Source organism: Acetobacter tropicalis (assembly GCF_030644465.1).
Taxonomy (GTDB): Bacteria; Pseudomonadota; Alphaproteobacteria; order Acetobacterales; family Acetobacteraceae; genus Acetobacter; species Acetobacter tropicalis.
Genome location: NZ_JAUYUW010000001.1, coordinates 1,021,415 through 1,044,837, shown reverse-complemented (window position 1 = coordinate 1,044,837; position 23,423 = coordinate 1,021,415). Strand labels below are relative to the sequence as shown.

Sequence of the window (23,423 nt, the reverse complement as noted above, 5' to 3'; positions counted from 1 at the left end):
GGTGTCCTGCCAGTTTTCACAGTGCGGGGTTGGGCAATGGCGTGTGAGCAACACAGGACATTCCCTGCATGAGCCCGCTTGAAATCGCTGCGGTGGTCGCCAGCGCGCTGGGCGTCTGGCTTACGGGCCGCCGCATCATGCTGTGCTGGCCCATTATGCTGATAGCTTCCGTGTTGTATGGCGTGGTGTTCTGGCAGGCGCGTTTGTATGCCGATACCGCCTTGCAAGCTGTGTTTGCCACATTGTCCCTCTATGGCTGGTGGCGGTGGCTGCGCGGCGTGGAGGAGAAAGGGGCAGTCACCATCATGCCTCTTTCCAACGCAGCATTATATTACGGGCTGGCTGCAAGTGCTGCCGGAGGCATGGCGCTGGGCCTGCTGCTTCGTGCCACAACGGATGATCCCATGCCACTGCTGGATGCTCTGCTCAGCGCCTACAGTATTCTGGGCCAGATCTGGATGGCTCGCCGCTATCTGGCAAACTGGTGGGTCTGGATTGTGGTGGATACGCTCTATACTGGCCTCTTTCTGGTGCGCGAACTCTATCTTACCGCCGCACTCTACGCCGCGTTTGTGGTGCTGGCAGCCGCAGGGCTGCGGCAGTGGCGCAGGGCAGGCACCATGGCAGACTACAGACGCGACTGAAAACCTAGTTCCCTAACCAGAACGATAGGCAGAGCACAAAAGCCAGCGTGCTATTATAGAACAGATGGCACAGAGCAGTGCTCCAGAACGGGCTGCCCCGGTCGGACTGCGTTGTCAGATAAAAACACCCCATAAAGCAGAGTGTCCCTGTTAGCCCGACATGAGACGCCATCAGCCAGTTTCTATATAAATGAGAACCGCCATGGTGGCAGATAACAAACAGGAATGCCGTCGTCAGAAAAGAAAGACCCCATACAATACGGGGCGAGGAAATCAGTTTTTTCAGAACATGGTAAGGGAGATAGAAAAAGAGAAAAGTTTCAAGAACAGGCGCAACAAGCGTGGCTGCTATAACAAACTGCGGAAACTCAGCCTGTGGCAGGTTGGCAGGGGGCACAAGGTGCAGAGTATTGCCACCCGCGCCGAGCACCAGCAGGACCGCATAACACAGCAGGCAGATACGCCAGTTGACGAGAGGCTCCCGCATAATGTCAGTTGATGGCGGAAAGGATGAGGCGGATGCAGTATATAATCCGGGTGGTGTCGTCATTATAGTATGCTACCACCATGAAATCATGCTGTGTGCGACAAAATAGTGTGGCCCAGGTAGGAACGACCATGGCCACCTTATAGCTGACCGCTCCCTATTCCCTGCACGTAGCTATACTGCCCACCTATTTGCGGCAGACCAGCGCGAACCCCAATCACCCCTTAAAACCCCGCCAGATTCGCGCAAGATATAACCCTTTCAAACCAAAAGATTTTCTTCCAAACCGCCAGATGGAAGCGTAACAATTCCCCGCTTTCCACACAGGTTCGCGCACACCCGCACATTCCCCCAGTCCTTTTCTGCTGCTATGCTCCCACAGGTCGCTCCCCGTGCGGGAGCGTGGATAGAAACTAACATTACTCAACATTTGCAAAATGGTTAAACGGTCGCTCCCCGTGCGGGAGCGTGGATAGAAACCATTGCAATGCGGCGTGCATCAAATTCCTCATAGGGTCGCTCCCCGTGCGGGAGCGTGGATAGAAACGCTCATTGCCGAGGCAAATAGCCTCATGCCGCGTGGTCGCTCCCCGTGCGGGAGCGTGGATAGAAACCCTGCCACAATCAGACTGAGGTGCCTGAGTATGCGGTCGCTCCCCGTGCGGGAGCGTGGATAGAAACACTTGTGTTCGGATACACAATTGATAGGGCCAAGGTCGCTCCCCGTGCGGGAGCGTGGATAGAAACATCTGTTTACTTGCCCACAGAGTTGAGGTCTGCACGGTCGCTCCCCGTGCGGGAGCGTGGATAGAAACTTGAAAACGTGCCGACATATGCTGAAAGATCACCAGTCGCTCCCCGTGCGGGAGCGTGGATAGAAACATTGCCCTAGATATTTCATCTGTCAAAGTATAAGGTCGCTCCCCGTGCGGGAGCGTGGATAGAAACTGCAAAAGAGTTTGGAAAAGAAGTGCGTTGGTGAGGTCGCTCCCCGTGCGGGAGCGTGGATAGAAACGGCGGCGGCTATTTGTGGCGTGGATAGTAACGGGGTCGCTCCCCGTGCGGGAGCGTGGATAGAAACTGCCAAAGTCTATCGTGATTTAGAATTTGGCGAGGTCGCTCCCCGTGCGGGAGCGTGGATAGAAACGAGGTTGTTACTGGCAGACGTGCAGACATTCGTGAGTGGTCGCTCCCCGTGCGGGAGCGTGGATAGAAACGAGCGCCATTATAATTATACCCGAAAATATTGAGGTCGCTCCCCGTGCGGGAGCGTGGATAGAAACGATTGATTACGTCAAAGAAAGCGGTTTTACGAATGGTCGCTCCCCGTGCGGGAGCGTGGATAGAAACTTGCCGAAGATATTAGCTGAAAGACCAGTATCTTGGTCGCTCCCCGTGCGGGAGCGTGGATAGAAACAGCACCTCACGTTGGGCGAGCTGTGCGGGCTAAGGTCGCTCCCCGTGCGGGAGCGTGGATAGAAACATTTGTCAGATCACCAATGATGAGCTTGCCTCGTGTCGCTCCCCGTGTGGGAGCGTGGATAGAAACACCGCCCTGCCTGGTTGGTTCCTAGTGGGTGCCGAGTCGCTCCCCGTGCGGGAGCGTGGATAGAAACCCGCTGCGCTGGCGTCTGCTGCACTGGCGGGACGGTCGCTCCCCGTGCGGGAGCGTGGATAGAAACGCGTCCTGACCCATGATGGTGAACCATGGTTTGTGGTCGCTCCTCGTGCGGGAGTGTGGATAGAAACTGCCTGTTCATAAGCTGTTTCGCTCCGCGTTGTGCGGATCGGTAGCCGGGGGAGGGCGAGTCTTATAGTCCCGTTGTGGTGGCGGGTGCTTTCTCTCCCCTGTGGCCGTCTTCTGTATTCAGGAAAACACGATTGTGCGGCGGCCGTTTAGCATAACACGTTGTTCCACATGCAGTTTTACCGCGCGGGCCAGAACTTGCGATTCAACGCCCCGGCCTGTGGCAATGTAGTCCTCGGGGGAGAGGTTGTGGGTGACGCGGGCGGTTTCCTGCTCAATGATAGGCCCTTCATCCAGATCAGCCGTTACGTAATGGGCCGTGGCGCCAATCAGCTTTACCCCGCGCGCGTAAGCCTGATGGTAAGGGCGTGCGCCCTTGAAGGAAGGCAGGAAGGAGTGGTGGATGTTGATGATCTGTCCGCTCAATTCAGCGGAAAGCCGGTCAGAGAGCACCTGCATGTATCGGGCCAGAACAATCAGGGAGGCCCCTGTTTCCTTCACTAATGTCCGCAGCTTGTCTTCCTGCTCGGCCTTGTTTTCTTTGTTTACTGGCCAGTAATAATACGGAATGCCCGCCTGCGCGGCAGTTTGGGCACTGTCCTGATGGTTGGAGACAATGGCGACAATTTCCGCCCGCAGCCAGTTGACGCGCACCTGATACAGAAGATTGAGCAGGGCGTGGTCAAAGCGGGACACCATGATGATGATGCGCGGCAGCACGCTGGCATCATGCAGGCGCATGGTCATGCTGAATTCCTCCGCCACCGGGCTCAGGCAGCGCTCCATGTCCGCAAGGCTGTTGGTGCGGGGCGCCACAAAGGCCAGCCGCATGAACAACGTGCCGGTATCTGGATCACTGAACTGGTGGGTTTCAGCGATATTGGCCCCTTTTTCGGCCAGAACGGAGGAAATGGCCGCCACAATGCCGGGGCGGTCCGGGCAGGAAAAGGTGAGAATGAAGTGCATGGACCTGTGTGGTTATCCCCGTCTGGATGATACGGGCTGGCCTGTCGCCCGGTGCGGATGCAAACCGGGTAGGGCCAGCTTGGTTTGGTGGCCTCTTGTGCCAAGGCACGGGGCGGTCTGCAACTGGACGATGGATAACGCTTGACAAAATCAAAGCCTGTAAAAACCGCGCCCAGGGATGTGGATGAGTTGGCATTTGTTCGAATCGTCACACTTCTGCCACGTCAAGCCTGTTTCGGTCTGAGTCCGCAGGAAAAGCCACAAGCCGCAGAAAACCACCATTTTTTGTATATTGAAGTGTGACAGAACAATGACTCTTATCCACAGAAACCGGGGATAGGGTGTGGGAAAACTCTGTGGATAGTTTTCTGATGCACAGGTGTACAGCCTGTTTCTGACACGTTTCCCGGTTTGTTCTTTTGCCCGGCCAGAAGAACTGCGGGAGGCCCGATAGAGACGAAAACACCCGCCGCGCGGCCAAGACGGCTCGGGTGACAGGGGTGTGTCAGCCGGTGGATTTTCCCTGCTTGGTGCCCGCTGCTCGCGCGAGTGTGAGGTGCAGGACTCTGCGTCCGTTTGGTTAAAAAGAGGGGGTGAAACTCTGCCGGTGTGGGGGCGAGGGAGTATGGTAGCAGCAACGGCCAAGCATGCAGGCACGGGGTGGCCGCATCGGGATGAAAGGCCAAGGCATGCAGTCCCACCCACGCACCTGACAGATTTTTCACTCAGTCTCCAAGCTGGACTGTTCTGAAACAACCAGAAAAAGGAAATGCCGATGTCGGGAAATCTTTATTTCAAAGGAGCCGTAACGGGTCGGATTGCCCGGTTTTTTGAGATATTCAGGACGCAGAAGCATGTGGGGCTGAAGACGTTCTGGCTGCCCCTCCTCCTATGCCTTGCGGCTTATGCTGCTGCGGAAAGAGCGATCATAAGCGCCGAAATGGCTGTATATTTTTATGCGTTTACTGTGCTGCTGGCTGGTATCCGGCGCGGCCTGGCGGAGGGTTTTACAAAGCCGGTGCTGCCTGCCGTGCAAGGCGGTGCAATTGGCGCATTGGGCATTGCGTTTCTGGTGCTAAGCCATCCCTTTCTGTCCGTTCATCAGGAAACCCTCACACTCATGGCGTGGGCTAAAATCCTGGCAGAGTCTGTGCTGATCGGGATGAACCTGTTCTTTTACGGCTATATTTATGCCGGAGTGCTGAGTGAGATATTTCTCACCACGGAAGCGCAGTGGATCAAGGGGGCGCCACGCCGCCGGGTTATTCATAAAATTGTCCGCGTGGCCATGAAAACGGAGAAGCTTGAAGGTTTGCCGACCGAGCAGGCGATGATTGTGTATGCCCTGTGGGGAATTACTGTTGTGTTTGGCATTGTCCTCCAGAAATACATCAGCAGCCTGTCTTTCCTGCCTCACTAAGTTCCGGAACGGTTGAATGATGTCCGCACAAAACGAGTGCGCATATGTGTTGTTGCTGAGGGAGTGAAGGCTTTTGGCCCATGGCAGGCTTTCAACGCTGTTTCTGGAGCCTTGAAATGCCTGCCAGTTTACTGCGGAGGATGGTCGCTTCCTAATTCTCTTGCAGGGAGGATAGATAGGACGCCAGCACAACGGCCTCATTATGTTCGGTGTCGCGGGCACCGTAGAGCAAGGTGACTGGTCCCTTTTGGGCAAGGTCCAAAATCTGGCGCACGCAGTCCGGGTTCTGGGCAAGTTCCTCCCGGTAGCGGTGCTGAAAGTCGTCCCACCGGGCGGGATCATGGCCGAACCACTGGCGCAGGGCGGTGCTGGGGGCAATGTCCTTCAGCCACACCGTCAGGTGCGCGCGCTCCTTGCTGACACCGCGCGGCCACAGCCGGTCCACCAGAACGCGTGCGCCATCGTCGGGCAGAGGGTCTTCGTACACGCGGCGAATGCGCACGCGGTCTCTTGCGGACTGTGAAGGATGGGCGTGGGGCATGGCATATCCTCTTCGTTTTTGGAGCCGGAACTGTGCGGGCGGGGCTTCAGCCGGGTGAAGAAAAAAGCGTGGGAAAGGCAAAGCGTGGCGTCAACGGTGCAGGTGAACACTCGCCGGAGAATGCGGCAAAAGGGCAGCAGAACCAGCGTCTATGTCTCCTTGCTCCAGCGTGGCGGACTTGCGCCCGCTCTGACGGATGTGGCCTCCGCTTTACTGTTCCGTTAAAAGGCTGTTTGAAAAGTTGGTCAGGTCGGTCAGGTTGTTTTTGGCGGTTGATTATGCTGGCTGTTCCAAACAGTGCGTGAGACAGACCCATGTTCTCCCTGATAATAAGAGAGGTCACAAGTCTGCCTCTGGCGGTCAAGTCAGGCGGCGCAGAGCGCATCTTCCACTGTGGTAGCGGGGCCGAATACCTCATGCCGCAGGCGGTTTTCCGGAACGCCCGCCGCTTTCAGGCCGGAGATCATGTCCTGCATGAAGCCTTCTGGTCCGCAGATGTAATACACGGCGTCTGGTGCAGTATTGGCGCGCACCCACTCCACAGTCACGCGGCCCTGATGCGCGGTTGTGCCAGCAGTCTGCTCAGCCGGGAGCGGCCCGTGACTGTAGAATACATCGGCTTTGATAGCCCCTTTGGCCGCAAGGGCGCGGATATGGGGGCCGAAGGCTTCGGTCTGGGCGGAGTGCGTGCCGTGGATGTAGTGCAGGCCGGAAGCCGTGCCTGTTTGCGCGCCAATGTCTGCGGTCAGTGTATCCACCATGGACTGGAAAGGCGTCAGCCCTACGCCAGCGCTCAGTAGCACAATGGGGGCGGCAACAGGCGTGGGCAGAGTGAAGGACCCGGCAGGGGCGGATACCAGCAACTCCGTGCCCACAACCGCGCTGTCATGCAGCCAGTTGGAGACAAGCCCCTCAGGCTGACGGCGCACGCTGATACGGTAGCCTTTCTGGCTGGGTGCGGAGGATATGCTGTAGTTCCGCCGCTGGGAACCCTGTTCCGGCACGGTGATGTTGAAGCTGAGATACTGGCCCGGTTTGTGCGGCAGCACGGGTTTGCCGTCCGTTGGTTCCAGATCAAAGGACATCACGGTTTCGCTCTCCGCCACGCGGTTGCGGATGGTAAAGGCGCGCCAGCCGGTCCAGCCGCCGGGGGCGTCCGCGTTGGCGGTGTAAAGCTGGGCTTCCCGGTTGATCAGCACGTCGGCCAGAAACTGATAGCCCTTGGCCCACGCATCCATGATCTCCGGCGTGGCGGCATCGCCCAGCACATGCTTGATGGCCCCCAGCAGGGCAGTGCCGACATGCGGGTAGTGTTCGGGCAGAATGTTCAGGCCCACATGTTTTTCCGCAATGCGTTCCACCATGCCGCCCAGCTTGCCCAGATCATTGATGTTGCGGGCATACATCAGCACGGCCAGCGCCAGCGCCGTGGGCTGTTCTCCATTTTTCTGGTGCGACCGATTGAACAGCGCGCTGATGGCAGGGTCTGCCAGCAGGCGGGCATACATTTCCCGCGTGATGTCCAGCCCGTGCGCCTCAAGGGCGGGCACGCAGGCGGTGATGATGGCGCGGGTGGTGTCGTCAAGCTGGGGAGCCATAGGAGTCTGTGCCTTTAAAGATGTAAATTACATACATCTTATTGAGCGCTGGAAAAAAGATGTCAAGGTGATGTATCTTTGCGCATGCGTCTGACCCTTTACACAGATTACGCCCTGCGCACGCTGCTCTATCTGGGCGTGCATGCAGACCGCCGTGTCTCCATACGGGAGGTGGCGGAGGCCTATGGCATTTCAGAAAACCATCTGGTGAAGGTGATCCATCACCTGGGCCGGGGCGGCTTTGTGGATACGCTGCGGGGCCGGGGTGGCGGCCTGATGCTGGCCCGCCCTGCCGATCAGATCAATGTGGGGGATGTGGTGCGCCACACGGAGGAAGACATGGCCCTTGTGGGCTGCATGAGCCCTCCCGGCGCACCCTCCGGTTCAGCCCCTCTGGCGGGCGGTAAATCTGCTGCTTTTGGGGCAGGCGGGTGCCTTCTGGCCAATGCCTGTCATCTGCGTGGCGTGCTGGGCGAGGCGCTCGGCGCGTTCATGTCTGTGCTCGATAGCCGCACTCTGGCCGATCTTTTAACCCCTTATGAGCGGAAAGTTCTGATGCAGGCTGGACCAAGTGAAACACCGGCCAACGCGCTGAAAACTGCGGAAAAAGTGGCCTGACACCCTGCCGCTACCCCCCTTTGGGGCGGACACATGCGGAAAAAACACGGGGGACGGGATTAAAAACAGGCCTTTCTTCCTCTATGCAACGGGCGGCTTAACTCAGAAGGTCTGTCCGTTTCCTCATGCTCCACTTCACGCCTGATTCACCACTTTCAATCGCCATGCTGGCTCTCTGTGGCGTGCTGGTATGCGTGTTCGAGTTCGTGAACGGCTTTCATGACACCGCAAACGCGGTGGCGACGGTCATTTACACCCGCTCCCTCCGGCCTGCCGTGGCGGTGGTGCTTTCCGGTATCATGAATTTTCTGGGGGTGCTGGCAGGTGGCCTGAGTGTGGCCTATGCGCTGGTGGAATTGCTGCCACCTGATGCGCTCTCCCCACCCGATGGTGCGCCCGCTGTGCCCATGCTGCTGGCTATGTTTGGCACGGCGCTGACATGGAACCTGTTCACATGGCGGGCGGGTATTCCCAACTCCAGTTCCCATTGTGTGATCGGGGCCATTGTGGGGGTGGCTATTGGCGATTCCTTCCTGCACGGCCGCCATCTGGGCGATGGGGTGGACTGGCAACAGGTGACAAAGGTGCTGGAGGCGCTGGCTTTCTCGCCCGTTCTGGGGTTGGTGGGGGCAGGGCTTCTGTATCAGGTGCTGCGCGCTGTGGTGAAAGACCCCGCCCTATATCAGCCGCCGCCCGAGGGTGATGCGCCGCCAAGCGGGTGGGTGCGCTGGCTGCTGGTGGGCACCTGTAGCGCCGTCAGCTTCTCCCACGGCAGCAATGATGGACAGAAGAGCATCGGGCTGATCATGCTTACCGTGGTGGGCCTGTGGCCCGCCCTCTATGCGCTGAACCCGCATGAGGCGCATCGCCTACCGCTGGCCCCTGCCCACGCGGTCCAGATGCAGCAGATTCTGGAGCAGTACGATCATGACGGCCTCCGCGCCGATGCCCTTGCGGCTGCGGCCCGCCTGCGCGCCCAGAGCGAGGCTGCGGAAAATCCAGTTGCCTCCCAAACCGTACAGAGGGCAGCGGCCCCGCAGGCTGGCCAGACGGACGCCGCCTTGGCCGTAGTGCAGCGGGGAGATGTGTTTCAGGTTGTGGCGGGGCTGAAGAAGGTGATGCATCAGGCGGCGGTTCCGGCCCGGGTCAAGGCTACGGCCAAAGCCTTGCAGGCGGAGTTGAAGCCGGTGGTGGAATTTGCGCCATGGTGGGTGCGCCTGCTGAGTGCGGCCTGCCTGAGCCTTGGCACCATGATTGGCTACCAGCGGATCGTGCGCACACTGGGCGAAAAAATTGGCCGCACACACCTGACCCCAGCCCAAGGGGCCTCGGCTGAACTGGTGGGGGCCGGGCTTATTCTTACCGCCGGTTATACGGGGCTGCCGGTCAGCACCACGCATATTGTTACCGCAGGGATTGCGGGCAGCATGCTCGGCTCCGGCAGTGGGGTGCAGCGCAGCATGGTGAGCCGCATTGTGCTGGCATGGCTGGCCACGCTGCCGGTTACTATTATTCTGGCCGCACTGTTATTCTACGTGCTGAGCCTGTAAGCCGCCTCTTCCGACAGATACGGTAAGAACTGTGACGGACTTTTCTTGCTCGATGCAGAAGTAGCCCATGATCTGGAACAGTGATTGCCTTTGACCTCAGAGACATACTTAATTTCTGAGCAGAAGACCGGGAGTTCCCCATCGTCAACACTATATAATGCTGTCAGTCGTAACCAGCGAGATCGTGAACGAGCATCAATATTCCACCTACCATCTTTGACGCGATGAATAAATAGTAACCGAAACATAGAAGAATGGCTGACTTGATGCTGATATACTTGGTGGAAAACAAGATTGAATATATCTAAAATCAAACCAATTATATCTGATTTGCGTAGGTTGATGTCTAAAAAATGGTTGATTTATAATTTTATTCGATATTAAATATTCAAATATAAACATACTCAAGCAGTCTGCAGTTTTTTATTTTCCTTCAATTGTTCTCGATTCAGTGTGAGTTAAATAGGATTTATTATGCAAATATCTGATATTAATTGGGGAAATGAGAGCGCAGAAAAAGATCTTAATTTACTTGATTATTTTGTAGATTCGCCAGAACTTAAAAGGCTTTCTGAAAAACGGAAAGATATTGTCGTTGGAAGAAAAGGAGCTGGGAAAAGTGCTCTGCTAAGGAAATTAGAGGAAATATTTAAAACGAAGAGATCTATAACTGTAAAAATAACACCTGATCAACATTATATTGCAAATATTGTAAACGACCAATCTACAGTAAATCTTTTTGGGAAAGAAATATTTTTCCAATATGTGTGGATTAGGAAGATATATACAGAGATTATATTTAATTTGGCAAGAAATTTTGGTGGGAAAGTTCATAAATTTACAAGACAGAATAATATTACAAACAAAACGTTAATAGATCATGTAACTGACTTGAGTACGTCTTTAAAATTGAAGGCTGGTAGTCTGGGTGAGTTTGGCCTAACGATGGAAAAAGAAATAATAGATTCTAGTAATATAGTTGTTTTGAGAGAAGTGATAAACCAGTGTATTTTAGAAAATGAGCATAAAGTAGATATAATAGTCTTAGTTGACGACTTAGATTTAGGTTGGAATAATTCAGAAATATCAAATGAGGTTCTCAAAGGGTTACTGTCTGCAGCCTCGGCAATAAGGATTGATCATATTTTTCCGATTGTTTTTCTGAGAGATGATATATACTCAATTTTAATGAGTAAAATACAGCATGCAGATAAGTACAGGAATATTGAAAGAATAAGATGGGAAAAGGAAAAACTCATTGATGTTTTAAGAAAGAGAATTGATTTTAACTATATTGGAGCTGGGATAAAATTCGATAATGGAGAGGATTTGTTTTATAAGATATTTCCATCAACTGTAGGAACATCAAATTGCAATAATTGGTTGGTTGAACGAACTCTTTCTAGGCCACGAGAGCTTATACAGTTTGCCAGAATTTATACGGAAATGATGACGGGCGATCAACCGGATCCAGAAGTGATGAAATCTGCAGAATCAGAATATTCATCAATGAAATTAGAAGATGTATGTGCAGAATTTTCCAATCAGTATCCAGATTTAAGAAAAATAACTGATTACTGGTCTTCGAAATTAAGGCGGAAAAAATACCATTTAAAATATAACGAAATAGAGGAAATGTTTGAAAATATCTTTGAAAATGTATCTATAGATGAAGATTGGTATAAAAATATTGTAAAAACAAAAAATGTAAGAGCTTTACTTAAAATATTTTACGATGTTGGAATTATTGGTGATTTTATTTTGGGGGGCGCGGGAGGAAGTAAAACCTATTATAGTTATGAAGCAGGAGCACGTAACCCAACATTTGATGACATACAAGTTCATCCTTGTTTTCGTAGCGCATTAGATACCGTTCAGCGTATACGACAAGCAGAAACACCAACAAATTCTTCATTGTTTAGTTAAATTTCTATTTTCAGTATATAGACAAAGTATTTACTTCAGAATTTTTGTAATATTTATTTGATTAATAGGTTTTAATATTTTATCTCTCGCGGATATATACATGTATTAAGGCGCTTGTGGATGATGGTTTCCCAACTCTACATGCGTCATCATTTGTTTGATGCTTAGAAGGTAGAGAGCGTGGGTAAGGAACGTCATGAACTTACTTTGGCGCCTATAAATGTAAAATTGAGAATTGGCAGCACGTAAAGCGTTGTCCGAACGATCTGCTAATGTAAGCCCTCTAATGCCTTAAAATACAACTGTATTACTACCATGAGTGTTTTATGGTCGGCACTAAGGTTACGTCACTGGATGTTCTGACGCGAATTTTCTGTGCCTCAATTTGATGGGACGTTTATGGCTGGAGAGTTTTTTCCAGCTGATTTTTCATAGCGGCTTTTGCGGTATGTTGGGCTGCGGTCACGCGGTCCAGAAGGTCAGCGTGTTCTATGCCCCAGTGGTAAAGCATTTCGATGGGTTCAATGAATTTCTGGCCCATTTCTGTCAGGCTGTATTCCACAACGGGCGGCATGATCTGCTGCACCGTGCGGGCTATGAGGCCCGCCTGTTCAAGCTCGCGCAGGGTTTGCGTCATCATCTTTTTGGAAAGATCGGGGATACTGCGTAGCAGGTGGCCGGGGCGGGAGGAGCCACCCAGCAGATGCAGTGTATGCAACACCATGGTGGTCCATTTGCCGTTGAACAGCCGCAACAGGCGGCGCGGGGCGCAGTGCTCGTCAAACGGGGCGGTGCGGTAGGCGGCGGGAAGTTCAGGCATGGCGGTATGGGAACCTTTTGGTATCCGGGGCACAAAAGAGTGCCGTATTGTGAGATCAGAGGCAAGCCGCCATTCTCTGTTCAGGCCCGGCGTGCAAGCATTGGCTGGCGCGGGTATTCTGAGTGTTGCAATAGGGAAAAACCAATATGGCACATCGTGCTCTTGTGGTCGGTTCAACCGGTATCATCGGGCAGGCGCTGACCAACCGTCTGCTGGCGGAAGGATGGGTGGTTCATGGTCTGGCCCGCACCCCACGGCAGGACGGCGGCAGTCTGCCCGTGGCGGCTGATCTGCTGAACGTGGAGGCCCTGCGCACCGCTCTGGCGGAGGTTCGCCCAACCCACGTGTTTTTCTGCACATGGACACGCCGCGCCACGGAGCGTGAAAACTGCATTGCCAACGCGGCCATGGTGCGCAACGTGTTTGAGGCCCTGCCAGCACCAGCGGACATTGCCCATGCCGCCCTTGTAACCGGCCTTAAACACTACCTTGGCCCGTTTGAAGCCTATGCCAAAGGGGCAGCACCAGAAACGCCTTTCCGTGAATCCATGCCCCGGCTGGATGTGGAAAATTTCTATTACACGCAGGAAGATGAACTGTATCAGGCCGCAGAAAAACACGGTTTTACATGGAGCGTGCATCGCCCCCATACCGTGATTGGCTACGCCATTGGCAATGTAATGAACATGGCCAGCACGCTTGCCGTGTATGCCACGCTCTGCCGGGAGACAGGCTGCCCGTTCGTGTTTCCCGGTTCTGCCGTGCAGTAGTGGCATGGTCTGACCGATGTAACGGATGCGCGCCAGCTTTCTGCGCATCTGCTGTGGGCCGCAACATCCGCCGCCGGACGGAATGAGGCTTTCAATGTGGTCAACGGGGATGTGTTCCGCTGGAAATGGCTCTGGCCCCAGATTGCGGCATGGTTCGGCATCGAAGCCGCCCCCATGCCCACGGAAACAACGCCGCTTGAACCCCGCATGGCTGGCGAGGCCGCAACCTGGGCGGAGATCAGCGCCAGATACACGCTGCGCGAGCCTGATCTGGCCCGTCTTGCCTCTGCCTGGCACACGGATGCCGATCTGGGCCGCCCTGTGGAATGTGTGACGGATATGACCAAAAGCCGCCTGGCCGGTTTCACCCGTTATCAGGCCACCTCTGCGTCTTTCTTTGATGTGTTTGAACGCCTGCGGGCTGAACGCTTCATTCCGTAAGACGCCAACCTGTGCCCGCCTGAACACGTGTTGTATTGCTGGCCCGAGACGAAGTGGGCACATTCTGATGTGAAGCTGAAAAGCGACGATAAATTTCAGCAAACGCACGCTGATATAAGGCACTGGCGGAGAGGGAGGCACTCTGTGCCGGCAGGGCGGAGAGCATCAGGTCTGTCCTGTTGAAAGGACTGCTTCCCTGTCTCCCAGTCTCCCTGTCTGCCAAAATGCCATTCCGCTGAGGCCCAATGGCGCGCGAGGCCCGACTGCTAACGGTGTGATGGCGGGCTGTGCCTGTCGTCCGCTTTCGGCTCAGGCCCCATGCTTTTGCGCGGGGGCCAGTTTGTCCGGGCTGGGGCTGGCGGCTTCAAAAGGATGAGAAAGCAGAGGGCGGCCTCACAAACAAAAACAGGCACGGAACCATCGGGGCGGAGGGCTACCCCGGATGGTCCGTGCCTGTAGAAAGGTGCCCGTTTTTGAAGTGGGCTTTAGAAAAAGAACGTTAGCCTTGTTTCTGCACTTTCCAGCCGGTTTCCTGCAGGCGGAAGGAGAGCAGAATAGCAATCACAATCCCGACCACCAGCGGCAGGAAGGCACGGTGGAACAGGGCCATGCTGTCCGTATCGCCGCCAGACATCAGGGCGGACACCAGCGGAGACATAACGCCTGTTGTGCCGAACACCAGAAAGTTCATGACGCCCGCAGCCGTGCCTTTGACTTCCGGCGGGTTCACTTCCTTCATGGAGGAGAACGGGATCATAGCGGCCCCGGAGGCAATGCCCATGACCAGCGCCACGGAATAGCGAGGCAGAACACCAACCGGCACATACAGCGCGCAGAGGGAGGCCGCCAGCAGCACCACAGCGCCCCCAATCAGCACCGGCTTGCGCAGGCCGATCTTGTCAGAAATCCAGCCAAGCAGCGGGCAGCCAATCACCCAGCCAATGGGCACCATGGACACATCAGATGCGGCAAAAGCCATGGTTACATGCTCACCTTTGTTGAGCATGGAAGCGCCCCAGCCCAGTGCGCCAATGGTGGTGGGCACAAACAGCAGGCCGCCAATAATCCCGGCAAACCAGCTTTGCGGGTTGCTGAAGATGATGCGGAACGGCTTGAACAGGTTGGCAGCGGAAAGATGGCCGTGGTGGGCGGCGCTATCACCTGAATCGCGCGGCATGACAAACCATGTGGCAATGGCCAGACACACGCCAATCACGCCAAAGCCCAGCCAGACTGTCTGCCATGGAATATGAAAGGAGCCGTTGGGGTCAATCAGAATACGGGTGGGTTTGGACCCGAAAGCTGCGCCGGCCATGCCAAGGCACTGCGTAAGCCCCACAAACAGGGCCAGCGTGCGGGCAGGCAGATAACGCGCCGCCACGTAGGATGACCCAACAAACGCGCAGATGGCCCCCAGCGCCTGAATGACATAGCCACCAATGCCTGCGGCCACACTACCCTGCGCAAAGATAAGGCAGCCAACACTGGTAATGGCAATTCCAATCGGCATGGTGGCGTGCGCGCCATAACGGTCAAGCAGCACACCCACGGCCAGCGCGGCCAGTGCGTACACAATGTAATAGGAGGCAATCATCAGCCCCAGATGGCTGTTGCCCCAGGCCTGTGTCAGCTCATCCTGCATAATGCCGGGGGCAGAGCGGATGGCGTATTGATAGAAGTAGAATAACGCACACAAAAACCACGCCAGCACATAAAGCGGCTGTATTTTTTGCGGCTGGCCAGCCTGTGCACTGTTCGGCAACGGCGTGGTGTTGGGCGTTTTGGAAGCCGACATGAAAAATTCCGGTATCTCAGCGGGGATGCCCCCATGCTCCGCCAGTGGCGGGAGCATGGGCACAGCCGGTTAAGTTATTTTGCAGGCGGACGGCCGTTTGCTGCGGCCACGTGGCGGCCCCAGGAAATCAGCTCCGGCGTGCAGTCATCACGCGGGATCACGCATTCAATCAGGGTGGGGCCTTCCTTGTTGTCCAGCGCCACTTTTACGGCATCAGCCAGTTCACCCGCCGTGGTGGCGCGCAGACCCTTGCCTTTGCCATCTTCCGCATTGAACGCGCTGATAATGCCAGCGTAGTCCCAGTTCTTGATGTTGTTGTACGGGCCATCATGAATTTCAACTTCAATGGTGTACCCGGCATTGTTGATCAGGAAGATGATCACCGGCAGCTTGCGGCGGATCATCTGTGCCACTTCCTGCGCGGTCAGCTGGAAGGAGCCATCACCCACCATCAGAATGGTGCGGCGTTCCGGTGCACCTACGGCGTAACCAAACGCTGCGGGAACGGACCAGCCAATGTGCCCCCACTGCATTTCAAATTCCACACGGGCACCGCGCGGCAGTTTGGTGCGCACCACGTTGAACCAGGAATCCCCGGTTTCACCAACAATGGTGGTGTCAGGCGTGACAATACCCTGCAGGGCGTGCTGGATATCAGCGCGGGTCAGTTTGTCATCGCCGCTGCCAACGGTTTCCGTAATGGTGCCGTTGTGAACACGCTTGTACTGAACCAGCGTGGAGTCTTTCTTCGGCTTGTTCTTGAAGTGCTCGGCCAGCGCTTCCAGCAGTTCCTTCAGGTGGATGTTGTCAAAGGAATAGCCGTGCAGTTTGGTAATGTTCTTGTCCAGCACCGCCACGTTCGGGCCTTTGGGCCATGCGGTCCAGCCTTCTGTGGAGTAATCATTAAAGATGGGGGCCAGAGCGATAATGCTGTCTGTCCAGTTGAAGATTTCATTCACGCCGGGGGTGGAGGCGCTGCCCCAGTAGGTGCCCACATAACCAGGGTGATCTTCAGGGAAGAAGCTTTTGGCCGCGGCCATGGTGGCCACAACGCACCCCAGAGCATCCGCCAGTTTGATGGCGGCTTCTTCCGCACCGGCGGCGCGCAGGCGGCTGCCGATCAGGATGGCGGGTTTTTCATGCTTTTCAATGAAGGCTGCCACGGCTGCCACGGCGGCATCCAGTGTGTCCTTGTTGGACGGACGCTCATCCAGCACGGCGCTGATTGGGCCGGGTGCGGCGCAGGGCTGTGCGGAAATGTTGCACGCAATTTCAATGTAAGCCGGTTTCTTTTCACGCAGCGCGGTGCGGATGGCATGGTCGATCTTTTCCGGCGCATCTTCGGCTGATGTGATGGAAACAGCAGCACAGGTCAGCTTTTCTGCAATTTCCAACTGGTAGCCATAATGCGGCACGCCAATGGTGTGGTGCAGAATGTGGCCGCTGCCGTGATCGTTCGAGTTCGGTGCGCCAGAAATCAGAATAACCGGCAGGTTTTCAGCATTTGCGCCACCAATGGCGTTCAGTGCGGAAAACGCGCCAACGTTGAAGGTGACAACTGCGGCACCTGCGCCGTTTGCACGGGCGTAGCCTTCTGCGGAGAAACCGCAGTTCAGTTCGTTACAGCAGTAAACCTGTTCACAATCCTTGTTCATCAGAAGCTGGTCAAGCAGCACAAGGTTGTAATCACCCGCTACGGCAAAGTGGTGCTTGAGCCCGATCTGTGAGAGACGTTCGGCAAGATAGGTGCCTACAGTATAAGACATGTTTTTCTTTCTCCTTGGTGGATGATCGTGAGATCCCACTTACTGGAACGGAAGATACCGGAAGGTAACGTAAACCGTGTTGCCCTCTGTTGTGGGGTAAACACTGTTTCCGGCACCATCATTGCCCCGGAAGGCAAATTTCCGAATATAGGTATATTGCAGGCCAGCCATTACACTGCCGTAGTGGCCCTGCATGAAGTGCCACCATCCCCCTGCCGTCAGGGAGGCGAGGGTGCGCGTCTGGGCGTTACAGGTGCCAAATTCAATATCGCACCCACCCAGATCCAGATCTGTCACGCCATAGCCGTACTGGTGGCCATCAGCCCCCATGTACCGCTTGCGTCCTGCCGTTTCCACACCGCCATAGGTATAGAGCAGCACGGAGGAGGTGGGATGCCCGATCAACCCCAGAGATCCCATCATTTCCGGCACGGGGGAAAGCTGGCCGCGGCCATTGAAGGTGGTGTCTGGCAGCAGGCTTGGCCCATAGCGGCCAATGCCATCCCCGGCCAGAACATTGCCTGCCAGTTGCAGTTTTTTGGTGCCCAGCGGCATGGTCATGCCCGCGCCAACACCGCCGCCAAAAGTGGTGTGTTTCTTGGTGGTGGAGGCACCGGGCGCCACAGAAAGAGACCGGAACCAGCGCGCCAGCCCGAACACTTCATAATGCCCGAAGGAGGTATCCGCTGCCCCTTTCACAATAATGTCAGGCACCGGGTTGTCGGTATATTGCGTGGCGGAATTGAGTAGAACACCACCCGGATTGGAATAATACACCCGCGCGCCATGGGCCTGCCCATAAGCGGCGGGCAGTGTATCGCCTGACGCGAAGGAGGAGGAAAACCCGACAGTTGCCTGCGGGTCTTCAATGGAAAGGCCCAGCCAGTATTTCTGGTTCCAGTCCTTGCCAATGCGGATCTGCGGCACACGGGTAAAGCTGATACCCGGAATCTGGTTGTTGTCCGTTACGGCGGGAAGCTGTTCCTGCCGGGGCAGAATGCCCTTGGCGTAGTTGGTGGCAAGGCTCCAGGCCTGCCCCATCAGCAGATGAAAGCCCCAGTCTTTTTCCGTAAAGGTGAAGTAGCCCTGCCGCAGGCGGGGGGTGTACCCGCTGATCTGCACGCTGTTACTGGTGCCCGCAGCACCTGCGAAGTCACTTTCCACATAAGCCTGAAGCCGCACGGATTTGGAAGGATTGGCCTCCATCAGCACGGACATACGGCTAAGCTGTGCCGAAAGCCGTTCTTCATCCAGCCCATGGTTGGGGCTGTTTGCGTACGGAAAATTGCCCCATGCCGTGGCGGGGCCGCTGCTCATGTTGGAACTGCGCCAGATGTTGGAGAGTTCAACAAACCCACCAAGGCGCACGGAAATGCCGCCAATGCTGAAAATGGGCGGCAGCGTATCCACCGCCGTCTGGGTAATGGCCTGCGGGCTTGATGAAGAAAGATCAATATTGGAGCGTGTTTTTTGCGGATCATCCGCTTCAGGCATCCATTGAAACCCCAGCGGGCCACCGCCTGCGGTCTGGGATTTGAACGGAAGCCCGGCTGTTGCCGTGCGCGGGGGCGCCATATCTGGCGAAAACCGGATGGACGGATCAACCGGCCCGGAGGAAAGGCCCTGCGGTTGAGCCGTGAACCCGCCATTGCTTGCGGTGATGGTGTTGGTGGAACCCACGCGCCCTGCGCGGGTGGAGGCGGTGCGTGTTGACTTGGGGAGTCCCTGTTTGTGGGCCTGACGCTGTTCTATGGCCTCCACCTGTGCGGCCAGCTTGCGCATTTGTGCCTTGATAGCCGCCAGTTCCTGTGCATCATCCGCCCAGCCCAGAACGGGTTTGTTAAACATGCAGAAAATGGCAGTGCCAATCAGCAACCGGGTTTCCAGCTTTTTCTTGCTAGTCCTGTTTTGTGAAACGGCAGAGGTCACGCCTGGTCCTTCGGGAATGTACTCTTGCAAAAGAGAGTGAGGTCTGTCTGACGGTGTTTGGCGGGCAGAGACATTGATCTGAATCAATGATTACAAAACAGTAATTATAACAAAAAAGACATCTAGCCCCTATCTATCGGTTTTTCTAAAAAATATTGCCCACACAACAGATATTAAAGTTTTATTTAAGAAGGAAATGCGGTTGCGTTTGTGGCAACACACCGTGGCAAGCACGTTTCCCTTCACTTTTTGTAATGTTACCCCATACGTTCCGGTTTTGACAGAAAAAAAATGACACATCTGTCAGAAAATGGGGAAGGGCAGACCGTACCCTCAAAAACCTGAACGGAAAGGGTGCGCAAAAAGCCACCACGCGAAGGCTGGCTGGGACGGTGAGCGGCCAGACACGGCGAACCGGAAGGCAGGATGCTCCACCTTTGGGTGTACACCCATGGCACCCATCCCCCCAGAAAGGCGCGCAGCGTCGCACAGAAAAAAGTGCGACAGATGGACCTGAGCGATCCTTCAATCGCCCACCATGGCGCTACGGAATACTCTCATAGAATGCGGGAAAAAGGCGAAAATCTCTTCATCCGGGCAAGAGATTTTCAAATGTCTTCTTGCAGGCTAAGCCCGTTGTTTACCGCATGATCCATTGTCTGCGGGCGGGGTTGCGCTGTTCCCAGCCTTTGCGCTCCAGTTCTGGCGTATCCGCCTGTTCCTGCGGATAGCCCACACACAGATAGGCCAGAAACTGCCAGTTGGGGTTGACGCACAGGGTGCTTGCGGCCTCCTGCGGGTTCAGGATGGAAACCCACCCCACCCCAACGCCCTGTGCCGTGGCGGCCAGCCAGAACGTATGAATGGCCATGACGGCAGACCACACCGTGGTTTCCGGCATGGTGCCCCGGCCCAGCCCGCGCCCCTGTTCCGGGGCGGTATCACAGAACACGGCAATCTGGTGCGGTGCATCATCCAGCCCCGCCAGCTTGAGGGTAGCGTAACGCTGGGCATCTTCCCCGCCGTGGCCGGAAAGGGCCTGTGTATTGCACCGGGCAAAATTCGCGCGGATGGCGGCGCGGCGGTCTGCGTGTTCCACGCGCACAAAACGCCATGGCTCGCTAAGGCCGACGGAGGGAGAAAGGCAGGCGGTGTGCAGCAGGTGGTCCAGCACGGCGTCAGGAACCGGGTCTGTGCGGAAATGGCGCACGTCCCGCCGCCATGTAAAAAGCTGATCAAGCTGGGTGCGGAACAGGGGGGGGAACAGGGATGGTGTCTCAGAAGCGTGTGTGGTCATAGCGCAATCATGGAGAGTACGGCGGCTGCCAGCAAGAGCACGCTCAGCAGGGCACACGCCCGTCTGTAAAGCACCAGCCCGCGGTCCAGATCATCCACCGTGGCGTTGGGGGTGCCATCGCCCATCCACACATCATCCACCCGTGTGCCACCATATTGGCGCGGCCCTGCCAGCCGCAGGCCGAGCGCACCGGCCATGGCGGCTTCCGGCCAGCCTGCGTTGGGGGAGCGGTGGCCCGGTGCATCCCGCCGTACGGCGGCTCTGGCCTGCGCGCGCCGTTCCGCCGGGGCGGCCCAGATCAGGCACAGGGCCGCAAGGCGGGAGGCAGGCAGGTTGATCATGTCATCCACCGTGGCGGCGGCCATGCCAAAGGCGGCATGGCGTGGGGTAAGGTGGCCGATCATGCTGTCCGCCGTGTTGACGGCTTTATAGAAAACCGCCCCCGGCAGCCCGAACAGCGCGGCCCATACCAGCGGCGCCACCACACCATCTGAAAAATTTTCGGCCAGACTTTCCAGTGCGGCCCGCACCACGCCAGCTTCATCCAGCACGCGGGTGTCCCGCCCCACAATCTGCGCCACAGCCTGCCGTCCTGCCGCCAGCCCTTCACGCCGCAGGGCTGTGCCAACGGCCCGCACATGTGTCCAGAGAGATTTCTGCGCCACCAGCGCTGTGGTCAGAACACCCTGCACTACAATCATGACAGGGGGAGGCAACACCGCATACCCGATCTGAAGCACAAGGCTGACAACAGTAAGCGGCACCAGCACGATCACCACCAGCGCCAGTATCCCCATCCAGCGGCGTTTGCGCTCGGAGTATTCAGGCAGGTTGAGGGCCGTGTCCAGCCTGTCTATCAACGTGCCAATCCACATGACAGGATGCCCGATGGCCTCCAGCAGAACGGCCGGGTAGCCCCACAGGCTTTCCAGTATGGCGGCCAGTGCGGCCACAGGCAGAGTGGTGACGAGAGGAAAGAACAGCATGCGGGCAGGAGGCTCACAACTCAGGCCGGACGAGCAGGAACACTCATACCAGCCGCCAGAACGGGAGAGCGGACGCACACGCGGCCAGCCCATGGCGCAAGAAGGTGGTAACACATATGCCGCATTGCTACAGCCTGGCACACCCGCCTTGCCAGCAGTATTCGCTCCATCGGGCTTTGTGCGGCAGCCCCGATGCTCCTGCCAACGGAGTGCCCCTGTGTTGGTTCCGCTGTGTCTGGCATGGTAGGGGCTACCGTTCTTCCGCAGGCAGGCGCAAAGGGTGACGGTATGCCGCAGACAGACCCAGAAGGTGCGGTCAGTTCAACAGGTTCAGCAGCGCGAGACGGTCTTCCGGATTATGCGGCAGCCCCGCAGAGCGATGGACTGCCCGATATCCCCGCCCATGGGGGGCAGGTGCGGGCGGTGATGCAGCATTTTCCCACCGCGCCCCGGCCTTTTTTTGATCTTTCAACCGGTATCAGCCCGTTTGCCTATCCGCTTGCGGTGCCGGAAGCCGCTGCTTTCACCCGCCTGCCCGAAGAGGATGAGGAAGCCGATCTGCGCGCCGCCGCCGCACAGGCCTATGGTGTGGTGGATGCCGCGATGGTGGTGAGCGGTGCTGGTAGCCAGAATCTGATAGCCTTGCTGCCGTTTGTGCTGCCAGCGCAGCGTGTGTGTCTGCTGGGGCCAACCTATTCCGGCCACCGGCTGGCGTGGCAGGGGCAGGGTATAGCGGTGACGCAGGTGGATGCGCCGGAGCATCTGCATGAAGCCGCAATCCAGCCCGGTACGGTGTGCGTGGTGTGCAACCCCAATAATCCGGATGGGCGGGAGATACCTGCGGCGCAATTGCGGCTGCTGGCGGACCAGTGCGGGCAGCATGGCAGTCTGCTGGTGGTGGATGAAGCCTTTGCTGATTTTGGCACCCAGACAGTTGCCCCCTTGCTGCCGCACCCCGCGCTGGTGGTATTGCGCTCCTTTGGCAAGACGTATGGGCTACCCGGTGTGCGGCTGGGCTTTCTGTTGGCGGAGCCGGTTTTGGCGGCGCAGGCGCGGGCCGTGCTGGGCAGTTGGCCGGTGGGCTGCGTGGGGCTGGCGGCCGGGCGGCAGGCGTTGCGTGATACGGCATGGTTGAACCACGCCCGCCAGCAGGCGGAGCGCGCCCATGCCCGCCTGACCACACTGTTGCGGCAGGCCGGGTTGCCGTGTTTCGGGCAGGCCAGTCTGTTCACGCTGGTCACACTTCCGCAGGCACCGGCCTTGTGGCGGCATTTATGCCAGCACGGCGTTGTTACCCGCATCTTCCCCGATCAACCGGGCCGCCTGCGCATTGGGCTGCCGGGCACAGATGATGCCTGGCAACGATTGGAAGACGCTCTGCGTGCCTGGCGTGACCAGCAGAAATGACGGCCAGTGCACCCGTATCAGCACGGTCTTCCAAGCCGCTCCGGCTTTATGGCGTGGCAGCGCATCTGCCGCAGGCGGTGCGGCAGGGCAGCCTTCCGGCGCGGGATGAGCGTGGGTTTTTCCGTCACGGCCCCAGCCTTGTGTCTTCTCTGACGCAATGGGGCGGGGGAGACGTGCGGCCATCGGTCGTGCTGGCGGCGGACGATGTTGAGGTGCCGGGTCTTGTCTCGCCAGAGGGTGTGCTTCTGGCGGTGCAGTGTGTGCCAGCCTTGTGCGATCGCGCCTATGGCGCATGGCACGGGCAGGCCCTACGGGATATTGCTGCGGAAAAACTGGCTGCACTTCTGCAAGATACTGATTTCGCACCGCCGGGGGGTGAAAGTGCGCGCCAGTTTCAGGCCCGCATTGGCGCGTGGGCGGAGGGGGCAGATCTGCACGGCACAGCCCTGTTTCTGGCGCGCCCCGCCGTGGTGCGGGCCATGGCTGTGCATGTTCTGGGCGGTGACAGTGCCCTGACACAAAAGCTGGATTGCGCCCCCGGCACCCTCAGCCTGTTCACCCGGCAAGGCGGAGACTGGCGATTAAGAATGATGGGCGCACCGCTTGGTGGAGAAAACTGAACCGGGGGATAGATGAGAAAGTCATCTTGCATCCCAAGGATTTTTCAGGAAGCTGAGCCCTGAGCCCTGAGCCCTGAGCCCTGAGCCCTGAGCCC

General features: G+C 56.8%; 17 protein-coding genes, 1 pseudogene and 1 CRISPR repeat array. Of the genes and pseudogenes, 8 read left to right on the top strand and 10 right to left on the bottom strand.

All coding sequences use genetic code 11. The features are described from left to right. The first annotated feature begins 68 nt into the window (after nucleotides 1-68). A complete protein-coding gene (pnuC, locus tag QWU00_RS04675) occupies nucleotides 69-644 on the top strand; it encodes a nicotinamide riboside transporter PnuC (RefSeq protein ID WP_035378430.1) in 576 nt (191 codons plus the stop codon). Nucleotides 645-648: 4 nt separating this feature from the next. Here pnuC and QWU00_RS04670 read toward each other — a convergent pair whose 3' ends face one another. Both QWU00_RS04670 and purU read right to left on the bottom strand, forming a co-directional pair. Beyond that, entirely contained in the window at nucleotides 649-1,194 is a 546-nt protein-coding gene (locus tag QWU00_RS04670) for a CPBP family glutamic-type intramembrane protease (protein WP_081938971.1), read from the bottom strand. A gap of 319 nt (nucleotides 1,195-1,513) precedes the next feature. Next, nucleotides 1,514-2,880: direct repeats of the CRISPR family, unit length 32 nt; unit sequence GTCGCTCCCCGTGCGGGAGCGTGGATAGAAAC. Between the two features lie 118 nt (nucleotides 2,881-2,998). Beyond that, a complete protein-coding gene (gene purU / locus QWU00_RS04665) occupies nucleotides 2,999-3,844 on the bottom strand; it encodes a formyltetrahydrofolate deformylase (RefSeq protein ID WP_035378434.1) in 846 nt (281 codons plus the stop codon). A gap of 775 nt (nucleotides 3,845-4,619) precedes the next feature. Here purU and QWU00_RS04660 point away from each other — a divergent pair. After that, on the top strand, nucleotides 4,620-5,264 hold the full coding sequence (locus QWU00_RS04660; protein WP_035378437.1) for a hypothetical protein: 645 nt from the start codon (nucleotides 4,620-4,622) through the stop codon (nucleotides 5,262-5,264). A 151-nt stretch (nucleotides 5,265-5,415) separates the two neighbouring features. Here QWU00_RS04660 and QWU00_RS04655 read toward each other — a convergent pair whose 3' ends face one another. Both QWU00_RS04655 and hmpA read right to left on the bottom strand, forming a co-directional pair. Beyond that, on the bottom strand, nucleotides 5,416-5,805 hold the full coding sequence (locus QWU00_RS04655) for a DUF488 domain-containing protein (protein WP_052051201.1): 390 nt from the start codon (nucleotides 5,803-5,805) through the stop codon (nucleotides 5,416-5,418). A 365-nt stretch (nucleotides 5,806-6,170) separates the two neighbouring features. Continuing rightward, nucleotides 6,171-7,403, bottom strand: a complete 1,233-nt coding sequence (gene hmpA / locus QWU00_RS04650) for an NO-inducible flavohemoprotein (RefSeq protein WP_035378444.1) — start codon at nucleotides 7,401-7,403, stop codon at nucleotides 6,171-6,173. 84 nt (nucleotides 7,404-7,487) lie between these two features. On the opposite strand from hmpA, the gene QWU00_RS04645 reads away from it, so the two are divergent. The 3 genes from QWU00_RS04645 to QWU00_RS04635 all read left to right on the top strand — a co-directional run bounded on the left by QWU00_RS04645 (nucleotide 7,488) and on the right by QWU00_RS04635 (nucleotide 11,497). Continuing rightward, nucleotides 7,488-8,021 carry an RrF2 family transcriptional regulator gene (locus QWU00_RS04645; protein WP_035378446.1) on the top strand — a complete coding sequence of 178 codons (534 nt, stop codon included), beginning with the start codon at nucleotides 7,488-7,490 and terminating at the stop codon, nucleotides 8,019-8,021. Between the two features lie 125 nt (nucleotides 8,022-8,146). Further along, nucleotides 8,147-9,571: an inorganic phosphate transporter gene (locus QWU00_RS04640; RefSeq protein ID WP_035378447.1), complete on the top strand. Its 1,425-nt coding sequence runs from the start codon at nucleotides 8,147-8,149 to the stop codon at nucleotides 9,569-9,571. 474 nt (nucleotides 9,572-10,045) lie between these two features. Continuing rightward, nucleotides 10,046-11,497 (top strand): P-loop ATPase, Sll1717 family, encoded by a 1,452-nt coding sequence (locus QWU00_RS04635; RefSeq protein WP_035378450.1) that lies wholly within the window; start codon nucleotides 10,046-10,048, stop codon nucleotides 11,495-11,497. Between the two features lie 397 nt (nucleotides 11,498-11,894). Here the strand turns inward: QWU00_RS04635 and QWU00_RS04630 are convergent, their stop codons facing one another. Beyond that, complete coding sequence (locus QWU00_RS04630) at nucleotides 11,895-12,317, bottom strand: winged helix-turn-helix transcriptional regulator (RefSeq protein ID WP_035378452.1); 423 nt, start codon at nucleotides 12,315-12,317, stop codon at nucleotides 11,895-11,897. A 146-nt stretch (nucleotides 12,318-12,463) separates the two neighbouring features. Between QWU00_RS04630 and QWU00_RS04625 the strand changes: the two are divergent. Beyond that, nucleotides 12,464-13,528 (top strand): annotated as a pseudogene (locus QWU00_RS04625) (SDR family oxidoreductase). A 499-nt stretch (nucleotides 13,529-14,027) separates the two neighbouring features. On the opposite strand, the gene QWU00_RS04620 reads toward QWU00_RS04625, so the two are convergent. The 5 genes from QWU00_RS04620 to cbiB form a co-directional block, all read right to left on the bottom strand. Then, nucleotides 14,028-15,323, bottom strand: coding sequence for an MFS transporter (locus QWU00_RS04620; RefSeq protein ID WP_045541697.1), 1,296 nt, complete (start codon nucleotides 15,321-15,323; stop codon nucleotides 14,028-14,030). Between the two features lie 74 nt (nucleotides 15,324-15,397). Next, complete coding sequence (locus QWU00_RS04615; protein WP_006559524.1) at nucleotides 15,398-17,089, bottom strand: alpha-keto acid decarboxylase family protein; 1,692 nt, start codon at nucleotides 17,087-17,089, stop codon at nucleotides 15,398-15,400. A 39-nt stretch (nucleotides 17,090-17,128) separates the two neighbouring features. After that, the gene (locus QWU00_RS04610; protein WP_035378524.1) at nucleotides 17,129-18,937 is read right to left on the bottom strand and encodes a hypothetical protein; all 1,809 of its coding nucleotides are present in this window, start codon (nucleotides 18,935-18,937) and stop codon (nucleotides 17,129-17,131) included. 721 nt (nucleotides 18,938-19,658) lie between these two features. After that, nucleotides 19,659-20,315: a 5,6-dimethylbenzimidazole synthase gene (gene bluB / locus QWU00_RS04605; RefSeq protein WP_035378454.1), complete on the bottom strand. Its 657-nt coding sequence runs from the start codon at nucleotides 20,313-20,315 to the stop codon at nucleotides 19,659-19,661. Continuing rightward, nucleotides 20,312-21,301 carry an adenosylcobinamide-phosphate synthase CbiB gene (gene cbiB, locus QWU00_RS04600; protein ID WP_035378456.1) on the bottom strand — a complete coding sequence of 330 codons (990 nt, stop codon included), beginning with the start codon at nucleotides 21,299-21,301 and terminating at the stop codon, nucleotides 20,312-20,314. The genes bluB and cbiB overlap by 4 nt, the downstream gene beginning before the upstream one ends. A 192-nt stretch (nucleotides 21,302-21,493) precedes the next feature. Between cbiB and cobD the strand changes: the two genes are divergently transcribed. Together cobD and QWU00_RS04590 are read left to right on the top strand one after the other, a co-directional pair. Continuing rightward, a complete protein-coding gene (cobD, locus tag QWU00_RS04595) occupies nucleotides 21,494-22,708 on the top strand; it encodes a threonine-phosphate decarboxylase CobD (RefSeq protein WP_222941948.1) in 1,215 nt (404 codons plus the stop codon). After that, entirely contained in the window at nucleotides 22,705-23,328 is a 624-nt protein-coding gene (locus tag QWU00_RS04590; protein WP_052051204.1) for a histidine phosphatase family protein, read from the top strand. Before cobD ends, QWU00_RS04590 begins: the two co-directional genes overlap by 4 nt. Nucleotides 23,329-23,423: the final 95 nt, after the last annotated feature.

Coding starts and splice junctions, on each gene's coding strand:
- QWU00_RS04670 (WP_081938971.1), bottom strand. CDS start 1,194: ATGACGACACCACCCGGATTATATACTGCATCCGCCTCATCCTTTCCG.
- QWU00_RS04655 (WP_052051201.1), bottom strand. CDS start 5,805: ATGCCCCACGCCCATCCTTCACAGTCCGCAAGAGACCGCGTGCGCATT.
- bluB (WP_035378454.1), bottom strand. CDS start 20,315: ATGACCACACACGCTTCTGAGACACCATCCCTGTTCCCCCCCCTGTTC.
- QWU00_RS04620 (WP_045541697.1), bottom strand. CDS start 15,323: ATGTCGGCTTCCAAAACGCCCAACACCACGCCGTTGCCGAACAGTGCA.
- QWU00_RS04610 (WP_035378524.1), bottom strand. CDS start 18,937: ATGTTTAACAAACCCGTTCTGGGCTGGGCGGATGATGCACAGGAACTG.
- QWU00_RS04640 (WP_035378447.1), top strand. CDS start 8,147: ATGCTCCACTTCACGCCTGATTCACCACTTTCAATCGCCATGCTGGCT.
- cbiB (WP_035378456.1), bottom strand. CDS start 21,301: ATGCTGTTCTTTCCTCTCGTCACCACTCTGCCTGTGGCCGCACTGGCC.
- QWU00_RS04635 (WP_035378450.1), top strand. CDS start 10,046: ATGCAAATATCTGATATTAATTGGGGAAATGAGAGCGCAGAAAAAGAT.
- pnuC (WP_035378430.1), top strand. CDS start 69: ATGAGCCCGCTTGAAATCGCTGCGGTGGTCGCCAGCGCGCTGGGCGTC.
- QWU00_RS04645 (WP_035378446.1), top strand. CDS start 7,488: ATGCGTCTGACCCTTTACACAGATTACGCCCTGCGCACGCTGCTCTAT.
- QWU00_RS04630 (WP_035378452.1), bottom strand. CDS start 12,317: ATGCCTGAACTTCCCGCCGCCTACCGCACCGCCCCGTTTGACGAGCAC.
- QWU00_RS04615 (WP_006559524.1), bottom strand. CDS start 17,089: ATGTCTTATACTGTAGGCACCTATCTTGCCGAACGTCTCTCACAGATC.
- QWU00_RS04590 (WP_052051204.1), top strand. CDS start 22,705: ATGACGGCCAGTGCACCCGTATCAGCACGGTCTTCCAAGCCGCTCCGG.
- hmpA (WP_035378444.1), bottom strand. CDS start 7,403: ATGGCTCCCCAGCTTGACGACACCACCCGCGCCATCATCACCGCCTGC.
- cobD (WP_222941948.1), top strand. CDS start 21,494: ATGCTCCTGCCAACGGAGTGCCCCTGTGTTGGTTCCGCTGTGTCTGGC.
- purU (WP_035378434.1), bottom strand. CDS start 3,844: ATGCACTTCATTCTCACCTTTTCCTGCCCGGACCGCCCCGGCATTGTG.
- QWU00_RS04660 (WP_035378437.1), top strand. CDS start 4,620: ATGTCGGGAAATCTTTATTTCAAAGGAGCCGTAACGGGTCGGATTGCC.